The organism is Pseudomonas sp. FW305-96, from assembly GCF_058783825.1.
Map to the genome: position 1 here is coordinate 154285 of NZ_JBYSYW010000002.1, position 19372 is coordinate 173656.

Here is a 19372-nt window from a genome sequence, read left to right on the forward strand (position 1 = left end):
TGGTCCTACCGCTGGCATGCCCTGGGCTCGCTGGCAATACGACATTATCGATGCAAAAACAGTTGCCGCAGCGGATTGGCAAGCACAGGAGTAAGCACTAGAGTATGCGCGCGCAAAATGGGCTGGAACCGTTCGCACACCGCTGTCGCGTCTATTACGAGGATACCGACGCCGGTGGCGTGGTGTATTACGTCAACTACCTCAAATTCATGGAGCGCGCGCGCACCGAGCGGCTGCGTCACCTGGGGTTCTCCCAGGCCCAGCTGGCGCAGGACAATTTGTTGTTCGTGGTCCATTCCAGCGAGGCGCGCTACCACGCGCCGGCCCGTCTGGACGACGAGTTGCGGGTAACCGCGCAAGTACTTGAATTGAATCGTGCCAGCCTGCGCTTCGTGCAGCAGGTGTGGCGAGCAAAGGATGAAGTGCTGCTCTGCGAGGGGCAGTTCCTGTTGGCCGCCGTGCGCGCCGACACTTTCAAACCCCGGGCCATTCCCCCAGAACTGCGCGACGCCTTCCTGGCGGACGGCACGGGTACTCAATCGAACGCAGGAGAATAAGCGTGGAAGCAAACGTCGTCGACCATACCTCCATGTGGAGCCTGGTCGCCAATGCCAGTGTCGTGGTTCAGCTGGTAATGCTGACCCTCGTGGCAGCCTCGGTGACCTCTTGGATCATGATCTTCCAGCGCAGCACCATGCTGCGCGCCGGTCGTCGTGCGCTGGACGCTTTCGAAGAGCGCTTCTGGTCGGGCATCGACCTGTCCAAGTTGTACCGCCAGGCGGGCAGCAACCCAGACCCGGACTCGGGTGTCGAGCAGGTCTTCCGTGCCGGCTTCAAGGAATTCTCGCGCCTGCGCCAGCAACCAGGTGTCGACCCGGACGCGGTCATGGAAGGGGTAGGGCGTGCCATGCGCGTGGCCATCTCCCGCGAGGAAGAAAAGCTCGAGCAGAGCCTGCCGTTCCTGGCCACCGTCGGTTCCACCAGCCCGTACATCGGTCTGTTCGGTACCGTATGGGGCATCATGAACTCTTTCCGCGGCCTGGCCAGCGCCCAGCAGGCGACCCTGGCCACCGTGGCCCCGGGCATTGCCGAAGCCCTGATCGCCACTGCGATCGGCCTGTTCGCCGCGATCCCGGCTGTGATCGCCTACAACCGTTTTGCCGCGCGCAGTGAAGTGCTGATCGGGCGCTACTATACGTTCGCCGACGAGTTCCAGGCGATCCTGCACCGCAAAGTACACACCAGCGAAGAGTGATCAGGTAGAAACCCATGGCCCGAGTTCGCCACAAACGCAAGCCGGTCGCCGAGATGAACGTGGTGCCCTACATCGACGTGATGCTGGTGCTACTGGTTATCTTCATGGTGACCGCCCCGATGCTCAACCAGGGCGTGAAGGTGGACCTGCCCAAGGTTTCCAGCGAAGCCCTGCCGCAGGACAACAACGTCCAGGTCCTGACCATCTCGATCAAGGCCGACAAGACCTACTACTGGAACCTCGGCAGCGAAGTCGACACCGACAAACAGATGGACAAGGCCATGACCTTGCCGGAAATGACCAGCGCGGTGACCAAGATCATCGCCGCCGGTCGTGACCAGGGCAAGCAGACCCAGGTCTTCATCCGTGGCGACAAGGCTGTCGACTACGGTGCGGTGATGGGCGCCATGGGCGGGTTGCAGAAGGCCGGTGTCGGTAACGTTGGCCTGATTACCGAGGCGCCCTGATGCAACAGCGAGAGCCATCCGCCTCGGAAAGCTACTTCTGGCCCAGTGTCTGGGCCATTGCGCTGCACGTGCTGGTGTTCGGCATGCTGTTCGTCAGCTTCGCCATGACGCCCGAGCTGCCGCCCTCCAAGCCTATCGTCCAGGCCACGCTGTATCAGCTCAAGTCCAAGAGCCAGGCGACCACCCAGACCAATCAGAAGATTGCCGGGGAGGCCAAGAAGACCGCTTCGCGCCAGACCGAGGTCGAACAGCTGGAGCAGAAGAAGGTCGAGCAGGAGGCCGTGAAGGCCGCGGAACAAAAGAAAGCTGACGCCGCTCAAAAGGCCGAGGAGGCTCGCGAAGCCGCCGAGGCGAAGAAAGCCGAAGACGCTGCCAAGGCCGCCGAGCAGAAGAAAGCCGCCGAGGCCAAGAAAGCCGAGGAAGCGAAAAAGGCCGCCGAGAAGCAACAGGCCGATATCGCCAAGAAGAAGGCTGAGGACGAAGCCAAGAAGAAGGCCGAGGAAGAAGCCAAGAAACAGGCCGCGGAAGAGGCGAAGAAGAAAGCCGCCGAAGACGCGAAGAAAAAAGCAGCCGAGGACGCCAAGAAGAAAGCGGCAGCCGAGGACGCGAAGAAGAAGGCAGCTGAAGAGGCCAAGAAAAAGGCCGCTGCAGACGCCCAGAAGAAAAAGGCACAGGAAGCGGCCCGCAAGGCGGCGGAAGACAAGAAGGCCCAGGCACTTGCCGAGCTGTTGTCCGACACCACCGAACGGCAGCAGGCGCTGGCCGACGAGCAGGGTGACCAGGTGGCCGGCGACTTCGACGACCTGATCCGCATGCGCGCGGCCGAAGGTTGGGCGCGTCCGCCATCCGCGCGCAAGGGCATGACGGTAGTTCTGCAGATCAACATGCTGCCGGACGGCACCCTCACCAATGTGAGTGTGGCCAAGTCCAGTGGCGACGGTCCGTTCGACAGCTCGGCCGTGGCCGCGGTGAAGAACATTGGTCGGTTGACCGAAATGCAGGGCTTGAAGCCGAACGAGTTCAATCCGTATCGTTCATTCAAGATGACATTTACACCTGAGGATCTAGCGTTGTGATTAAACGTCTGAGAGGACTCCTGGTCTTGCTCTGCTGCGTGGCAGGCATGGCGATGGCAGAGGAAAAGAACATCCTGGTCACCAGCGGTAGCGACCGGGCAACTCCCATTGCGGTAGTGCCGTTCGGTGTCCAGGGCGGCAGCGTGCTGCCGGAAGACATGGCCGATATCATCGGCAACGACCTGCGCAACTCCGGCTACTACGCGCCGATCCCGCGGCAGAACATGATCAGCCAGCCAAGCCAGGCCAGCGAAGTGATCTTCCGCGACTGGAAAGCGCTGGGCGCCCAGTACGTCATGGTCGGCAGCATCGTGCCGGCCGGTGGTCGCCTGCAGGTGCAGTACGCCCTGTTCAACGTCGCCACCGAGCAGCAGGTGCTGACCGGCAGCGTGGCCGGCGGCGTCGACCAGCTGCGCGACATGTCGCACTACATTGCCGACCAGTCGTTCGAAAAGCTCACCGGTATCAAGGGTGCGTTTTCCACGCGCATGCTGTACGTGACCGCCGAGCGTTTCTCCACCAACAACACCCGTTACACCCTGCAGCGTTCGGACTACGACGGTGCCCGTGCAGTAACCCTGCTGCAGTCGCGTGAGCCGATCCTGTCGCCGCGCTTCGCACCCGATGGCAAGCGTATCGCCTATGTCTCGTTCGAGCAGAAGCGCCCGCGCATCTTCATCCAGCACATCGACACCGGTCGCCGCGAGCAGATCACCAACTTCGAAGGCCTGAACGGTGCGCCTGCCTGGTCGCCTGACGGCTCGCGCCTGGCATTCGTGCTGTCGAAGGACGGCAACCCGGACATCTATGTGATGAACGTGGCTTCGCGCCAGATCACCCGTGTCACCGCAGGCCCAGGCATCAATACCGAGCCGTTCTGGGGCAAGGATGGCAACACCCTGTACTTCACCTCCGACCGTGGCGGCAAGCCGCAGATCTACAAACAGTCGGTTGGTGGCGGTGGTGCCGAGCGCGTGACGTTCGTGGGTAACTACAACGCCAACCCGAAATTGTCGGCGGACGAAAAGACCCTGGTGATGATCCATCGCCAGCAAGGTTTCACCAACTTCAAGGTGGCCGCGCAGGACCTGCAACGTGGAAGTGTAAAGATTCTCTCCGAGACCAGTCTTGATGAGTCTCCCACTGTTGCGCCAAACGGCACCATGCTAATCTACGCCACCCGCCAGCAGGGCCGGGGAGTCTTGATGCTCGTGTCGCTTAACGGCCGCGTGAGGCTCCCACTTCCTACCGCTCAAGGCGAAGTCAGAGAACCGTCCTGGTCCCCTTACCTGAACTGATTGCGGCGTAACACGTTTTGCTTAACACACTGGGGTTTCATTAGGAGTTTCACGATGGAAATGCTGAAGTTTGGTAAATTCGCTGCGCTGGCTCTGGCCATGGCTGTAGCTGTAGGTTGCTCCTCGAAAGGCGGCGACAACGCTGGTGAAGGCGCTGTTGATCCGAACGCTGGCTACGGTGCCAACACTGGCGCTGTCGACGGCTCCCTGAGCGAAGAAGCCGCCCTGCGCGCAATCACCACCTTCTACTTCGAATACGACAGCTCGGACCTGAAGCCAGAAGCCATGCGCGCTCTGGACGTTCACGCCAAGGACCTGAAGTCCAACGGCAACCGCGTTGTCCTGGAAGGCAACACCGACGAGCGCGGCACCCGCGAGTACAACATGGCTCTGGGTGAGCGTCGTGCCAAGGCCGTTCAGCGCTACCTGGTTCTGCAGGGCGTTTCCCCTGCTCAGCTGGAACTGGTTTCCTACGGCGAAGAGCGTCCAGTTGCCACCGGCAACGACGAGCAGTCCTGGGCCCAGAACCGTCGCGTAGAACTGCGTAAGTAAGTTCCTATGCGTATGTGCCGTCGTGCTGTAACCGTCCTCGCACTCAGCCTGCCCCTTTCGGCGTGGGCTGCGGTTCCCGTAGTAGATGACAACGCGGGTGGCTATCCACCTGCGGGTTATGGCACGAGCGGCGCCTATGCCGGAGCAGGGGCTTCGGCCCCTGCTTCTGCAAATGGCCAGCTGTTCATGCAGCTGCAGCAGATGCAGGACCAGATTTCCCGCCAGCAAGGCATCATCGAAGAGCTGCAGAACGATGTGTCGCGCATGAAGCAGGAAAACCTCGAGCGCTACCAGGATCTCGACCGCCGCATCAGCAGCGGTGCCGCGCCTGCCGCGACTCCAGACAATTCTTCCACCGGTGGCGCGAACAGCGCAGCCACGGGTGTGGCCGCCGGCGCCAATGCCGCGCAGCCACCGGCCGCGAGCAGCGAGCCGGGCGATCCGGCGAAAGAGAAGCTGTATTACGACGCCGCTTTCGACCTGATCAAGCAGAAGGACTTCGACAAGGCCAGCCAGGCCTTCAACGCCTTCCTGCGCAAGTACCCCAACAGCCAGTACGCCGGCAATGCCCAGTACTGGCTCGGCGAGGTCAACCTGGCCAAGGGCGACCTGCAAGGTGCCAGCCAGGCGTTCGCCGAGGTCGGTCAGAAGTACCCGAAACACAGCAAGGTGCCGGATTCGCTGTACAAGCTGGCCGATGTCGAGCGCCGCATGGGCCACACCGACAAGGTCAAGGGTATCCTGCAGCAGGTCATCACCCAGTACCCCGGTACTTCCGCCGCGCAACTGGCGCAACGCGACCTGCAAAAGCTCTGAACGACCCGTTGAAGAAGAAACCCGCGCTTGTCGCGGGTTTTTTCGTTAGAATCACGGCCCTTTTTTCGTAAACACGCTGCCGCGGATAACGCTTTGTCGAGTCCGCGACAGTGCCTGACGGAGGCGGACAGCCTGTTTAGCTGTCACGCCCGTGGCGATCATGCAAGACACATTACGCATCACCGAAGTGTTTTACTCGTTGCAGGGTGAAACGCGGACGGCCGGGCTGCCCACGGTTTTCGTGCGCCTGACCGGTTGCCCCCTGCGCTGCCAGTACTGCGACAGTGCCTATGCCTTCAGTGGCGGCACTGTCCGCACCCTTGACTCCATTGTTGAGCAGGTGGCCGGCTTCAAGCCGCGTTACGTCTGCGTGACCGGTGGCGAGCCACTGGCCCAGCCCAACGCGCTGCCTTTGTTGCAGCGCCTGTGCGACGCCGGTTACGACGTGTCGCTGGAAACCAGTGGCGCTCTCGATATCAGTGGCGTCGACACCCGGGTCAGCCGCGTGGTCGACCTCAAGACCCCAGGCTCCGAGGAGTCTCACCGCAATCGCTACGAGAATATCGAGCTGCTGACCGGCAACGACCAGGTCAAGTTCGTCATCTGTTCCCGCGAGGACTACGATTGGGCGGTTTCCAAGCTGATCCAGTACAACCTGGCCGGGCGCGCCGGTGAAGTGCTGTTTTCGCCCAGCCACCATCAGGTGAGCGCCACCGATCTGGCCGACTGGATCGTCGCCGACAACCTGCCCGTACGCTTCCAGCTGCAGCTGCACAAGCTGCTGTGGAACGACGAACCCGGACGTTGAGGAGAAAGACATGACTGACAAACGCGCGGTAATCCTGCTGTCCGGTGGCCTGGATTCGGCCACCGTGGTAGCCATGGCCAAGGCCGACGGCTACCAGTGCTACACCATGAGCTTCGACTACGGCCAGCGCCATCGCGCCGAGCTCAACGCCGCGGCGCGGGTAGCCCGTGACCTGGGCGTGGTCGAGCACAAGGTGATCGGCCTGAATCTCGATGGCATCGGTGGCTCGGCCCTGACCGACAGCAGCATCGATGTGCCCGAGGCGCCGAGCGAGGGGATTCCGGTCACCTACGTGCCGGCTCGCAACACCGTGTTCCTGTCCCTGGCCCTGGGCTGGGCGGAGGTGCTCGAAGCCCGTGACATCTTCATTGGTGTCAACGCCGTGGATTACTCCGGCTACCCTGACTGCCGCCCGGAATTCGTCGAGGCCTTCGAGCGTATGGCCAACCTGGCTACCAAGGCCGGCGTGGAAGGGCAGGGCTTCCGCATCCAGGCGCCGCTGCAGAACCTGAGCAAGGCGCAGATTGTCCAGGCGGGCATCGCCCGTGGCGTGGACTACAGCCTGACCGTTTCTTGCTACCAGGCCGACGACGACGGGCGTGCCTGCGGCAAATGCGACAGCTGCCGCCTGCGCGCCGACGGCTTCAAGGCGGCCGGTGTAGAGGACCCCACTCGGTACTTTTAAAAAAAATTGCGATGGGGTGTTGAATTCTTCTGAGAAATCAGTAATATACGCGCCATCCAACGGGTCGTTAGCTCAGTTGGTAGAGCAGTTGGCTTTTAACCAATTGGTCGTAGGTTCGAATCCTACACGACCCACCATATGCAGTACGAAAAAGCCCGCCTTCATGGCGGGCTTTTTCATGCCTGTCGAAAAAGTGGCCTGACCCACTGTCAACGGTTCAGGCGCCGTGCATCGAACGCATCACGTGCCTGGTAGGCGGTGTAGGTGGCCTGCGCGGCCACCAGGCCGGCCAGGCCGAAGGTGCGGTCGAGGCCGAATTGACTGAAACCGCTCGGGACCGGCAGGCGGTGGGCGATGGCGTCCGCCAGGACTTCGCCAGCGACCGTGGTCGGGGCCATGCCGTGGCCGCCGAAGCCGACCGCGTGCCAGATGCCGTTGTCGTCCTGGCCGATCTGCGCCATCTGGTGGCGTCCGTAGCTCATCAGGCCGCCCCAGGAGTACTCCAGCTCCACGTCCTCGAGTTGCGGATAGACGCTCGCCAGGTCGGCCTTGAGCAGCCTGGCGATGGCCTGTGGCCCGCGGTCGAGAATGGAGATGCGTCCGCCCCAAAGGATCCGGCTGTCTTTCAGCGGGCGGTAATAATCGAAGGCGAAGCGTGTATCGTAGATGGCCGACTGGCAGTCGATGGCGTCCTGCAGGCGTGCGCCCAGTGGCGCAGTGGTCACCACGTAGGTGGCGATCGGCAGCACGGCGCGTTCGATCGGGGCGTAGACGCCGCGGGCATAGCCCCCTGCGCTGAACACCACCTGCTCGGCATGGACTTCGCCCTGGCCGGTGCGCACGATGTAGCCACCAGCCTTCTTCTCGATACTGGTCACCGGCGATTGTTCGTAGATCGTCACCCCGGCCTGTGCGGCTGCCTGGGCGATGCCGCAGACATACTTGAGCGGGTGGAAGTGGAATGCGTTGCGCTCCAGCAACCCGCCGTAATAGCGCTCGGTCCTGAGCTGTTCCTTCAGCTCGCCGGGCGCGATGTATTCCCAGTCGACGCCATAAGCCTGCTTCATCAGCTGGCGCGGTTTCTCAAGGCGCGACGGGTCGTTGAACCAGTTGGCGAGGATCACACCCTGGTCGACCAGGTCGCAATCGATGGTGTATTTGCGGGCGCGTTCGCGGATCAGCTCGACGGCGTCGAGTGTCAATCGATACAGCTTGCGTGCCTCGTTGGCGCCCAACGCCGCCAGCAGATCGGCGTTGCCGAGGCTGTAGCCGCCGAAGACGAAGCCGCCGTTGCGTCCCGAGGCGCCATGGCCGACGCGTTGCGACTCGAGGAGTGTCACATCGCTCACCCCGCGCTCGGCAAGCCCTATCGCAGTCGACAGGCCGGCCAGGCCACCACCGAGGATGCAGACGCGGGTATCGGTGCGCCCGCTCTGGGCAGGGTAGAAGGTTCTGCTGGCGGTGGCTTCGTAGTAGGAGTCGAAGGTGCTGTTCATCAGGGGCCCGGAGCAGTGGTGGGCGGACCGGGGCGGGTCCGCCAATGGAGAGTTCAGGCGGGTTGCTGGCTGGCCGCGAGCGCATCGCCTGTGGGCTCTGCCTTGCTGCGTTCGGCTTTGCGAATCTCGATACTGGAGAAGTCCATTTCCCTGTAGCGCACCACCTTGGAGCCTGTGACCAGCTTGTGGCCGAACCAGACCACCACGAACAGCACCAGGCCGACGTAGGTGGCGAAGGCACCGACCCAGTCGATCTGCCCGCCGATGAACGCCTGGTAGTTCTGCCCGAGCATGACCACCATGCACAGGCCGAAGGCGAACAGCGGGCCGAACGGGAAGTATTTCGACACATACGGCAGTTTCGCCAGGTCATTGCCATTGAGCAGGTAGCCGCGGCGGAAGCGGTAATGGCTGATGGCGATGCCCAGCCAGGCGATGAAACCGAGCATGCCGGAGGTGTTCAGCAGCCACAGGTAGAGCTTGCCGGGGCTGAACAGGAAGCTCAGCAGGCACAGGCCCGCGACCGCGGCGGTGGCCAGCAGCGCCCAGACCGGCGTGCCACTGCGGGTCACCCGGGCGAAGATGGCCGGCGCCTTGCGCTCCAGCGCCAGGCTGTAGAGCATGCGCGACGAGGCATACATGCCCGAGTTGCCGGCGGACAGCACCGAGGTCAGGATCACCGCGTTCATCACGGCGGCGGCGGCGAGCATGTCAGCCTTGGTGAAGATCAGGGTGAACGGACTGATGGTGACGTCCGACAGGCCGTCCTTGAGCAGGCGCGGGTCGGTGTAGGGGATCAGCAGGCCGATCACGACAATGGTGAGTACGTAGAACAGCAGGATGCGCCAGAAGATCTGGCGCACGGCCTTGGGAATGTTGCGTCCCGGGTTTGCCGTTTCGCCAGCGGCGATGCCCACGAACTCGGTGCCCTGGAACGAGAAACCGACGATCATCGCCACGCCGATCAGCGCCGGCAGGCCGCCGGCAATGGGCGCGTCGCCGATCTGCCAGAGGTGGGCGCCACCTTCCTGGCCGCCTTCGAGGATGCCCAGCAGCATCAGCACACCCACGGCGATGAAGATGATGATGGTGATGACCTTGATCAGGGCGAACCAGAACTCCGCCTCGCCGAAGAAGCGCACCGAGGCGACATTGAGGGCGAACAGCAGTACCAGGAAGGCCGCGCTCCAGATCACCCCGGGGGTGTCCGGGAACCAGTAGAGCATGATGATCTGTACGGCCACCAGGTCCACGGCGATGGTCACTGCCCAGGAGTACCAGTAGTTCCAGCCCAGGGCGAAGCCGAAGCTTTCTTCGACGTAGCGCGAGGCATAGGTGGAGAACGAGCCGCTGACCGGCATGCACGCGGCCATTTCGCCGAGGCTGGTCATCAGGAAGTAGACCATCAGGCCAATCACCGCGAAGGCCAGCAGTGCGCCGCCGGGGCCAGACTGGGCAATGGTGGCGCCGGAGGAGACGAACAGGCCGGTGCCGATGGAGCCGCCGATGGCGATCATGTTCAGGTGACGGCTGGTGAGGGTGCGCTTGAGGTGTCCGGAAGGTGGGGCTGCGGCAGTCAAACTTCCGTTGTTGTTCGAATGGGTCATAGGCAACCTATTGGATCTGCATTCGGGTGAGTTGTTGTTTTTGTTGTGAACTGACCACTTCCAGTTGCAGGTGACGGGCGCGGATGGGGCGCCGGTCGGCCAGCAGCTTCTCCAGTGCTGCGGCGGTGGCGATTGCATTGATTGAAATCAGTATTGGCGTTGAAAGGTGTTCGCAACAAACGACAATTAGTTGCCATATCATTCCATTTTGGAATGCTTGGTTTCGTCGTTTTGATCGGGTGGCAAAGTTGAAATTTGCACGCATTCATCTGGATTACCCATATTTACTGATATGCGTCAACGTCATTGTGAAGTGTGAAATGGTCGTTTTGTAACTGTCATGAAATGTACGAAACAATATGGCGGAAATTTATTCATCATTGATGCAACAAAAAACCGATACCTGGCGTGGCCAGATATCGGTTTCGGAGGGTCATATCCCTTCAAGCGGAGGGATTGATGGAGGGGCAGCGTTGTCGTGAGCTGTCAGCCTCTGTCACGGCGGACCGTGCGGCTGCTGGCAGTCCGCTGTTGCTGTTTCATCCGGGGGGGCGGATTCAAACCCGGAACTGCGCCATCAGTGCCTGCTGCTGGTTGGCCAGCCGGTTCAACGCCTGGCTGATCTGCGCCGATTCGTCGGCCTGCCCCGAAAGCGACTCGGTCACGTCGCGGATGCCCGCCACGTTGCGGTTCACCTCTTCGGCCACTGCGCTCTGTTCCTCGGCGGCCGAGGCGATCTGCAGATTCATGTCGGTGATCACCGTCACCGCCTCGCCGATACGCTGCAGCGCTGGCAAGGTCTGTTCCATCTGCGCGGCACTGTCCTGGGCCTGGCGCTGGCCGGCCTGCATTGCCTCGACCACGTCCTGGGTGCCTTGCTGCAAACCTTCGATTACCTGGCGGATCTCCTCGACCGACACCTGGGTGCGCTGCGCCAGGTTGCGTACTTCGTCGGCGACCACCGCAAAGCCTCGCCCGGCTTCGCCGGCGCGGGCCGCCTCGATGGCGGCGTTGAGGGCCAGCAGGTTGGTCTGCTCGGCGATGGCGCGGATCACTTCAAGTACCGAGCCGATCTGTTCGCCACGGCTTTCCAGGGCGCGGGCTTCATCCATGGCCGCATCCATGCCGCCGGCAAGCTGGGCGATCGCTTCGCGGGTGGCGCCCACCCGCGCCAGGCCATCGCGGGTTGCCTGGTCGGCACCGCGTGCGGCCTGGGCGGCCTGTGCGGCGTTGTGGGCAACGTCATGGGCAGTGGCGCTCATTTCGTTTGCCGCCGTGGCCACCTGTTCGATTTCGCGGTGCTGTTGCTGCATGCCGTCGCTGGTCTGGCGGGCAATCAGCGCCGACTGGTCGGCAGTGCCGCGGGCTTCCTGCAGCGAACCCTTGAGCTGGGCGATCACCGGTTGCAGCTTGTCGAGGAAGCGGTTGAACCAGCCGGTGAGCTGGCCCAGTTCGTCGTCGCGGGCGTAGTCCAGGCGCCGCGTCAGGTCGCCTTCACCGCTGGCGATGTCCTCCAGGCGGGCGGCCACGGCCAGGATTGGCCGGGTCACGCCGCGGGCGGTCAGCCACACCAGCAGCAGCCCCAGCACGGCGGCGCCCAGGCCGACCAGCAGGCTGACGAGGTTGGCCTGCTGGTTCTGGCTGTCCAGGCGCTGGTTGAGGGTGACGGCGGGGGCTTGCAGTACCTGCTCGGGCAGTTCGAGCAGCACCTGCCACGGTGCCGCCCCGGGAATTGGCGCAAAGGGTCGGGAAATACGCATGGTGCCTTGGTCCAGGCGCTCGACGGCCTGGCCGGCGCGCAGTGGTGCGGCCAGGGCCGCCGCGCTGGCACCGAAGGCCTGCTGCACGGTCTTGCTCAACTGGCCGGCATCCTGACTGTGGCCGGCGAGCAGGCCCGCAGGGCTGACGATGCTGACCTGGCCCTGGCCGTCGAACAGCTCCTGGCGGCCGGCCAGGCTCAATTGCTGCAGGTTGTCCAGGCCGATGTCCAGGCCGACCACGCCCACCACCTTGCCGTTTTCCTGCAGCGGCAGGGCAATGCTGGTCATCAGTACCTGATGACCGTTGACCTCGTCGAAATACGGGTCTAGCACGCACGCCTTGGCGGTTTCCAGCGGGCAGGTCAGCCAGCGGTTGTAGGGCGAACCGTTGGCGCCGATGCTGGTATCGGCGAGCATCGACTCGGGCATGGCCTCCGCTTCGAGGTTGCCAGTGCCGGGCTGCGACCAGTACAGCGAAAAACGCCCGCTGTCGTTGCTGCCGTTGTCGGCCTGGCCGACGAAGCGCGCGTCCTGCTGGTCCAGGGCGTTGGGTTGGAACACCAGGTACAGGCCGATCAGGTCGGTATTGCCGGCCAGTGCGGCGCGGGCTTCTCGGCTGAGCTCACCGCGCAGGTCGGCGCTGCCACGGGCCTTGAGCGCCTGCACCAGGCGGGCGAAACCGTTGCCGTACTGGTAGGCGTCCATGAAGTAGCGCTGGATGCGCAAGGCCTGGGTTTCGCCGTGGGCCTGCAGGCGCAGGCGGGCACTGTGGTCGAGCAGTTCGGTGTTGGCCTGGAATACCTGCTCGGCACTGCGCCGCGCCTGGGTGAGCGAGGTGGCCACCAGCAGGGCGACGATGGCCAGCAGGCACAGGCCGGCGAGCAGGGTGATCTTCCACTGGATGGAGAGACGGCGCTGCGACATGGGCTTTTCCTTCTCGGGCAAACACAACGCCCGCGGTCAGGCGGGCGTCGGTGGGGTCATTCGGCGATGCAGTTCGGTGGCGCAACCCTGAAGGCCTTGGTCAGCCAGGCCAGGTAGAGCACGCCAAGCAGGGCCCAGATTCCGCCGAACAGCAAGGAGTGTTCGTTCAGGTCCAGCCACAGCGAGACGATGATGCAGAAGCCTATCGTCGGCGCCACCAGATACTTGAGGTTGTTCGTCAGGCCCTTGTTCTGTCTCTCACGGATATAGCAGTGGTTGATCGCCGAGAGGTTGACGAAGCTGAACGCCACCAGCGCGCCGAAGTTGATCACCGAGGTGGCGGTGACCAGGTCGAAGAAGATCGCCGACAGCGAAATCAGGCCGACCACGGCGATGTTCAGCACCGGGGTCTTGTAGCGCGGGTGCAGGCGGGCGAACACCCCGGCCGGGATCACGTTGTCGCGGCCCATCACGTACAGCAGGCGCGACACGCTGGTCTGCGAGGCCAGGCCCGAGGCGATGGTGTTGATCACCGTGCAGGCGATGAACACCGACTGGAACAGCTTGCCGCCGACGTACAGGGCGATTTCCGGCAGGGCCGCTTCCTGGTCGTGGAAGCGCTGCATGGTCGGGAAGTAGGCCTGGATGAAGTAGGACACGCCGATGAACACCACGCCGCCGATCAGCGCCGTGAGGAAGATCGCCCGGGGGATGGTCTTGCCCGGGTCGCGGGTTTCCTCCGACAGGCAGGTCACTGCATCGAAGCCCAGGAACGAGAAGCACAGGATGGTCGCGCCAGCGGCCAGGGCGGCGAACTGGGTCTGGTCATCGGCGAACGGCAGCAGGCTCCAGGCGGTGCCCAATCCCTCGCCGTGGCCCAGGCCGCGCCAGCACAGGTAGATGAACACCGAGATGATCGCCACCTGCACGGCGACGAACAGCAGGTTGAAATGCGCCACCAGGTTGATGCTGCGCATGTTGATCAGGCTGATCAGGGTGACGAAGCTGGCCACCCATACCCAGGCCGGCACTTCGGGGAACATTGCCGACAGGTAGAGCTTGGCCAGCAGCGCGTTGACCATGGGCAGCAGCAGGTAGTCCAGCAGCGACGACCAGCCGACCAGGAAACCCACGTGCGGGTTGATGGCGCGTTGGGTGTAGGTGTACGCCGAGCCCGACTGCGGGAAGCGCCGCACCAGCGTGCCGTAGCTCACGGCAGTGAACAGGATGCCGACCAGGGCCAGGATGTAGGCGCTGGGCACATGCCCTGCGGTGATGCCGGAGACGATGCCGAAGGTATCGAACACGGTCATTGGGGTGAGGTAGGCCAGGCCGATGATCACCACGTGCCAGAGGCGCAGGGACTTGCGGAACTGGGCATCGCCGGAAGCGCTGTGGTCAGGCTGCATGCGGGCGCTGCTCCTGTGTCGAAACAACGGGCACGGCGAGTGACGGGCACGACAAGGTCGAGCGGATGGGCTCCATGTTGTTCACCTTTTATGTTGGAGCTGCAGGGTGCGCGAAATAAACAACGATGGTCGTTTGAGTGTCAAGTTAAACATGACAGGTAGTCAGTTGGATGGAAGGTGAATCGGTTTTTTTGGCCGTTATGCACTGTTATTGGCCGATTGAGCGGATCGTAAGTCGATTTTGATGTTCGTAAAAATTGACATTGCTGTTGGCCAAGGCAGGCTGCCCTTGGGGTGTCGATAAACGAAATACCGCAAGCATTACCGCGCCGGCCGGGTGCCGATGGTATTCTTGCCACCCCGCGTGCCCTCGTTTCCGTGGTCCGCCCAATCGCCCTCCCTATGGACAGCAATCGGTTCTATTCATGAAGAAATCAGTAGGCATCCTTTCCGGCCTGGCGGTCGCCATCGCCGTCGCAACCACCGCTGGCGCCTGGTACACCGGCAAGCAACTGCCCGCGGAGCTGGAACGCTCCGTTGCCCGCGGCAACGAAGAGCTGAAGAAAGCCCTGGTCGGTAACGGCGGCAGCATGACCATCGAGCTGGTCTCTTTGGACCAGCACTTCTTCACCAGCACCGCGCACTACCGCCTGAAGGCCGAGAACGTGCAGCTCGGCGAGGCCGAGGCGCTGAACTTCCAGGTCGGCGTGACCGACCAGATCGAGCACGGCCCGTTCCCCTGGTCGCGGGTCAAGGCGTTCAAGCTGATGCCGGTCATGGCCACCAGCAACAGTGCTTTGGACAAGGATGACTTCACCGCAGGTTGGTTCACCGCCGCCGGCGACAAGGCACCGGTCACCGCCCAGGTCAGCCTCGGCTACAACGGCAGCGTCGACAGCGATATCCGCCTGGCGCCGGTGACGCTCAAGGAGGACGGCGGCAACGCCCTGGACTTCTCCGGCCTGCAGCTGCAACTGCGCGGTGACCGCGACGGCAAGGCGGTGGAGATCCACGGCAATGCCGAGCACCTGGAGTTGAACTTCGTCGATGAGCAACAGGCGCCGGTGAAGATCCTGCTCAACGGCTTCAAGGCCGGCGGCAAGCTCCACGAAACCGCTCACGACATGGTCTATGTCGGCAACTTCGACCTGGCCCTGGCCGACACCCAGGTGACCTTCGGGCCGAAGCAGGAAGTGCTGGTGCTCAAGGGCCTGCAGCAGAACAACTTGTACAACGCCGAGGGCGAGGCCAAGGACAAGCTGGCCGGGCGCCTGGAATACAAGGTCGCCGACATCAGCTACGGCGGGCGCAAGGTCGGCAGCGCGGAAATGGTCCTGACCATGAAGTCCATCGACATCGCGGCCATGCAGGCGCTGATGGAGTGGTACCAGACCCAGCTGCCGCAGATGCAGCAGGCAGCCGCCGAGGGCGAGGCGCCGACGTTGGACATGACCCCCGAGGAGCAGGCCAAGGTCCAGGGCGAGTTGCAGAAGCTGCTGGTGGCCAAGCCGCAGGTCGCGGTGGAGAAGCTGGCGTTCAAGACCGCCAATGGCGAGAGCCACTTCAACCTGGCGATGGACTTCGCCAGCCCGAGTTCGTTCGACCTGCCGCCTGACCAACTGGGCAAGCAGCTGCTGACCCAGCTGAAGGCCAAGCTCAGTGTCTCCAAGCCGATGGTCGGTGACCTGGCCACGTTGCAGGCGCTGCTCGACGGCGAGACCGACGCCCAGGCCATTGCCCAGCAGTCCAGCCAGGCTGGCGAGATGCTCGGCATGATGGCGCTGCAGAGCGGCATGGCCACGGTAGAGGGCACCGATGTGGTATCGAGCCTGCAGTACGCCGATGGCATGGTCGACTTCAACGGCAAGAAGATGACCGTCGAAGAGTTCGCCATGCTGATCAGCGGCCACCTGGCGGCGCTGCAGCCGCAGGGCTGAGCCCTCGGGCAGACCCGCTCCCATCATCGTGGGAGCGGCGATGCGGCGACCCGACTTGCTCCGCGACGGAGGGCTGCAAAAACCCCTTTTGCATCCTTCCGATTGCCTGTAGCCTTCGCGTCCGATAATAATCCGCGCCCGCAGAGGGGCCGAGACGCTGGCCGTCCGGCACCGCTAGCCGATCTGCCAGGGCCGGGTGATACACTCGACTGACGCGCTCAAGCGCCCTGCAGGTCCAGCGATCATGACCCAGATTTCCGAACGCCTGTTGGTCCAGGCGCACCTCGATGCCAAGCAGCCCAACCCGCTGACGCCCGCGCAGGAGGCCGAATACCGTGCGGCCATCGCCGCCGAGCTGAAGAAGCAGAACGCCGTGCTGGTGGCCCACTACTATTGCGATCCGGTGATCCAGGCCCTGGCCGAGGAAACCGGCGGCTGCGTGTCCGACTCGCTGGAAATGGCGCGCTTCGGCAAGAATCACCCCGCCGAGACCGTGGTGGTGGCAGGGGTGCGCTTCATGGGCGAGACGGCGAAGATCCTCACCCCGGAAAAACGCGTGCTGATGCCGACCCTGGAAGCGACCTGTTCCCTCGACCTGGGGTGCCCGGTCAAGGAATTCTCGGATTTCTGCGACCAGCATCCCGAGCGCACCGTGGTGGTCTACGCCAATACTTCCGCAGCAGTGAAAGCCCGCGCCGACTGGGTGGTGACCTCCAGCTGCGCGCTGGAAATCGTCGAAAGCCTGATGGACAACGGCGAGACCATCATCTGGGGCCCGGACCAGCACCTGGGTCGTTACATCCAGAAGCAGACTGGTGCCGACATGCTGCTGTGGGATGGCGCCTGCATCGTTCATGAAGAGTTCAAGTCGCGCCAGTTGGCCGACATGAAGGCGCTGTACCCGGACGCCGCGATCCTGGTGCACCCCGAGTCGCCGGAAGCGGTGATCGAGCTGGCAGACGCGGTGGGTTCCACCAGCCAGCTGATCAAGGCGGCGCAGACCTTGCCGAACAAGACTTTCATCGTCGCCACCGACCGCGGCATCTTCTACAAGATGCAGCAGCTGTGCCCGGACAAGGAGTTCGTCGAGGCGCCGACTGCTGGCAACGGCGCGGCCTGCCGCAGCTGCGCGCACTGCCCGTGGATGGCCATGAACACCCTGGAGCGGGTGCTGGACTGTCTGCGCAATGGCAGCAACGAGATCTTCGTCGAGCCGGCGCTGATCCCCAAGGCGATCAAGCCGTTGAACCGCATGCTCGACTTCACCCAGGCGGCGCGGTTGAAGTTGTCCGGTAACGCCTGACCGGTTGCACAAACTATCGCGGGGCAAGTCGGGTCGCCGCGATGGTTTCTGGCTGTGTATCAGCGCCCCATCATCTCCTTGACCATGCGCTGCTGCTCCATGATCTCGCGCTGGCGCTGGTCGATCTGTGAAGCCAGCGGGAAGTTGCTGCCCGAGCGGCGCTTGGCGTAGTCAAGCTGCTGGATCGCCTGGTCGAAGTCGCCGACCAGGGTGAAGTATTCGGCGCGCGCGCGGTGCAGGCCGATAGTGTTGCCCGACAGCCCGCGCACTTCGGCCACGTCGTACCACACGTCCGGATCGTCCGGACGGTTCTTGACCAGGTCATCCAGCACCTTTTCCGCTTCGGCCGGCTTGTTCTGCTTGACCAGCAGGTCGGCGCGCACCTGTTTCAACGGGTAGTTGCCCGGGTACAGCGCCTGCATGCGCTGGGCGCGCTGCTGGGCGTCGGCCAGGCGGTTGTTGGTGATGTCCAGGTCGATCTGCGCCAGGTTGTAGGTGATGTCGTTGGGCGCCTTGGCCAGCAGCGGCTTGAGGTTCTCCCGCGCTTCGTTGAGCTGGCCGCCCTTGATCTGCGCCAGGGCCAGGCCGTAGCGGGCGGCATCCATGTTCGGGGTTTCGTCGAGCTGGGCGCGGAAACGCTTGGCGGCCATGCCCGGCGTGCCTTCGTAGGTGAGCTGCACGCGGGCGCGGATCAACTGGTAGCGCAGGCTATCTTCCACGCCGCCCTTGGGCGCCTGTTCGGCGCGGTTGCGGGTGTCGGCGATACGCGATTCGGTAACCGGGTGGGTCAGCAGGAATTCCGGCGGCTTGGCATCGTAGCGGTACTGGCGGGCCAGGCGCTCGAACATGCTGGGCATGTTGCGCGGATCGTAGCCGGCCTTTTCCAGGTTGAGGATGCCGAAACGGTCGGCTTCCTGTTCGTTCTGCCGGGAAAAGCGCCGCTGCTCCTGGATTGCCGCGGCCTGTGTGCCGGCGATCACGCCAATGCCGGCATCGCCGCCGCCGCCCGCCGCCAGCACGATACCGGCCAGCAAGGCCGCCATCATCGGCAGTTGCATGCGTTGCTGGGCCTCGACGCCGCGGGCGAAGTGGCGTTGCGACAAGTGCGCCAGTTCGTGGGCCAACACCGAGGCGTACTCGCCTTCGGTCTGGGCATTGAGGAACAGGCCACCGTTGACCCCGACGATGCCACCGGGTGCGGCAAAGGCGTTGAGTTCCTTGCTGTCGATAAGGATGAACTCCAGGCGCCGGTCCTGCAGCTGGCTGGTCTCGGCCAGCTTGTACACGCTGGTCTCGACGAAGTCCTTGAGCTGTGGGTCGTTGAGCTGGTTCACCTGGCCGCGCAACAGGCTCAGCCAGGCGCGGCCGAGCTGGTGTTCCTGTTGTGGCGAGACGATCGCGGAGCTGGCGTCGCCCAGTGACGGCAGGTCGTCGGCGTGGCCGGGCAGGGCCAGCAGGCAGGCCAGCGTCAACAGGGTGGGGCGCAGTAGATTCATGCAGAAGCTCGCGTCGGTCAAAAGCCTTACTGTAGCCGGGTCGCGCGATGCCGACCAGTGGCGGTATCCTAGCGGCCTTCCCCATGCGGTCCTGGAGCGCTGCCCGATGAGTGACACCCCGACTTGTGACGCCGAGCTCGATGCCAGCGGTCTCAACTGTCCATTGCCGCTGCTCAAGGCGAAGATGGAGCTCAATCGCCTGGCCAGCGGCGCGGTGCTCAAGGTGCTCGCCACCGATGCCGGCTCGCAACGCGACTTCCGCACGTTCGCCCAATTGGCCGGTCATACGCTGCTGCATGAAACGGCCGAGGCCGGGGTCTACACCTACTGGCTGCGCAAGGCCTGATTCCCTTCATTAGGCTCTATACGAAAAGCCTTGATACTTGTTCATGCTGCGTTGAAAACAGCCTCGGAATGCTCATGTACTCTAGTACACTCCGCTTCCTCGGCTGTTTTCGCCTTGCCTGACCTGCGTCTCAAGGC

At 63.4% G+C, this 19372-nt stretch carries 18 protein-coding genes, 1 tRNA gene and 1 pseudogene; 13 read left to right on the plus strand and 7 right to left on the minus strand.

Annotation, left to right across the window (positions count from 1 at the left end; translation table 11 throughout):
* The first annotated feature begins 104 nt into the window (after nt 1–104).
* From ybgC to AC3WL2_RS02195, 10 genes are all read left to right on the plus strand, one after another.
* Entirely contained in the window at nt 105–557 is a 453-nt protein-coding gene (gene ybgC / locus AC3WL2_RS02150) for a tol-pal system-associated acyl-CoA thioesterase (protein WP_102681678.1), read from the plus strand.
* Between the two features lie 2 nt (nt 558–559).
* Nucleotides 560–1255 carry a protein TolQ gene (tolQ, locus tag AC3WL2_RS02155; RefSeq protein WP_023628695.1) on the plus strand — a complete coding sequence of 232 codons (696 nt, stop codon included), beginning with the start codon at nt 560–562 and terminating at the stop codon, nt 1253–1255.
* A gap of 14 nt (nt 1256–1269) precedes the next feature.
* Entirely contained in the window at nt 1270–1722 is a 453-nt protein-coding gene (gene tolR, locus AC3WL2_RS02160) for a protein TolR (RefSeq protein WP_023628694.1), read from the plus strand.
* Nucleotides 1722–2798: a cell envelope integrity protein TolA gene (gene tolA, locus AC3WL2_RS02165; protein WP_046856762.1), complete on the plus strand. Its 1077-nt coding sequence runs from the start codon at nt 1722–1724 to the stop codon at nt 2796–2798. The genes tolR and tolA overlap by 1 nt, the downstream gene beginning before the upstream one ends.
* A 47-nt stretch (nt 2799–2845) precedes the next feature.
* Nucleotides 2846–4096, plus strand: coding sequence for a Tol-Pal system beta propeller repeat protein TolB (tolB, locus tag AC3WL2_RS02170; RefSeq protein WP_046856761.1), 1251 nt, complete (start codon nt 2846–2848; stop codon nt 4094–4096).
* A gap of 54 nt (nt 4097–4150) precedes the next feature.
* Nucleotides 4151–4648 carry a peptidoglycan-associated lipoprotein Pal gene (gene pal / locus AC3WL2_RS02175; RefSeq protein ID WP_008090230.1) on the plus strand — a complete coding sequence of 166 codons (498 nt, stop codon included), beginning with the start codon at nt 4151–4153 and terminating at the stop codon, nt 4646–4648.
* A gap of 6 nt (nt 4649–4654) precedes the next feature.
* The gene (gene ybgF / locus AC3WL2_RS02180) at nt 4655–5464 is read left to right on the plus strand and encodes a tol-pal system protein YbgF (RefSeq protein ID WP_102681679.1); all 810 of its coding nucleotides are present in this window, start codon (nt 4655–4657) and stop codon (nt 5462–5464) included.
* Nucleotides 5465–5624: 160 nt separating this feature from the next.
* Complete coding sequence (queE, locus tag AC3WL2_RS02185) at nt 5625–6272, plus strand: 7-carboxy-7-deazaguanine synthase QueE (protein WP_102681731.1); 648 nt, start codon at nt 5625–5627, stop codon at nt 6270–6272.
* Between the two features lie 10 nt (nt 6273–6282).
* The gene (gene queC / locus AC3WL2_RS02190) at nt 6283–6957 is read left to right on the plus strand and encodes a 7-cyano-7-deazaguanine synthase QueC (RefSeq protein WP_050704481.1); all 675 of its coding nucleotides are present in this window, start codon (nt 6283–6285) and stop codon (nt 6955–6957) included.
* Between the two features lie 61 nt (nt 6958–7018).
* Nucleotides 7019–7094: transfer RNA gene (locus AC3WL2_RS02195), tRNA-Lys, on the plus strand.
* Between the two features lie 72 nt (nt 7095–7166).
* Here the strand turns inward: AC3WL2_RS02195 and AC3WL2_RS02200 are convergent.
* The 6 genes and pseudogenes from AC3WL2_RS02200 to AC3WL2_RS02225 form a co-directional block, all read right to left on the minus strand.
* Nucleotides 7167–8453, minus strand: coding sequence for an NAD(P)/FAD-dependent oxidoreductase (locus tag AC3WL2_RS02200; protein WP_102681680.1), 1287 nt, complete (start codon nt 8451–8453; stop codon nt 7167–7169).
* A 53-nt stretch (nt 8454–8506) separates the two neighbouring features.
* Nucleotides 8507–10060, minus strand: a complete 1554-nt coding sequence (locus tag AC3WL2_RS02205; protein WP_102681681.1) for an amino acid permease — start codon at nt 10058–10060, stop codon at nt 8507–8509.
* Nucleotides 10061–10067: 7 nt separating this feature from the next.
* On the minus strand, nt 10068–10325 hold the full coding sequence (locus tag AC3WL2_RS02210) for a hypothetical protein (protein WP_146022577.1): 258 nt from the start codon (nt 10323–10325) through the stop codon (nt 10068–10070).
* Nucleotides 10326–10617: 292 nt separating this feature from the next.
* Entirely contained in the window at nt 10618–11373 is a 756-nt protein-coding gene (locus AC3WL2_RS02215; protein WP_371918339.1) for a methyl-accepting chemotaxis protein, read from the minus strand.
* A 102-nt stretch (nt 11374–11475) separates the two neighbouring features.
* Nucleotides 11476–12744 (minus strand): annotated as a pseudogene (locus tag AC3WL2_RS02220) (methyl-accepting chemotaxis protein); the annotation flags it as partial.
* Nucleotides 12745–12800: 56 nt separating this feature from the next.
* Nucleotides 12801–14153 (minus strand): APC family permease, encoded by a 1353-nt coding sequence (locus tag AC3WL2_RS02225; protein WP_102681683.1) that lies wholly within the window; start codon nt 14151–14153, stop codon nt 12801–12803.
* 425 nt (nt 14154–14578) lie between these two features.
* Between AC3WL2_RS02225 and AC3WL2_RS02230 the strand changes: the two genes are divergently transcribed.
* A complete protein-coding gene (locus AC3WL2_RS02230; protein ID WP_102681684.1) occupies nt 14579–16090 on the plus strand; it encodes a YdgA family protein in 1512 nt (503 codons plus the stop codon).
* Nucleotides 16091–16334: 244 nt separating this feature from the next.
* Complete coding sequence (gene nadA, locus AC3WL2_RS02235) at nt 16335–17393, plus strand: quinolinate synthase NadA (RefSeq protein ID WP_102681685.1); 1059 nt, start codon at nt 16335–16337, stop codon at nt 17391–17393.
* A 59-nt stretch (nt 17394–17452) separates the two neighbouring features.
* Here the strand turns inward: nadA and AC3WL2_RS02240 are convergent, their stop codons facing one another.
* A complete protein-coding gene (locus AC3WL2_RS02240) occupies nt 17453–18889 on the minus strand; it encodes a M48 family metalloprotease (RefSeq protein WP_046856749.1) in 1437 nt (478 codons plus the stop codon).
* Between the two features lie 106 nt (nt 18890–18995).
* Here AC3WL2_RS02240 and AC3WL2_RS02245 point away from each other — a divergent pair, with 106 nt between their 5' ends.
* A complete protein-coding gene (locus AC3WL2_RS02245; protein WP_023630920.1) occupies nt 18996–19235 on the plus strand; it encodes a sulfurtransferase TusA family protein in 240 nt (79 codons plus the stop codon).
* Nucleotides 19236–19372 lie beyond the last annotated feature (137 nt).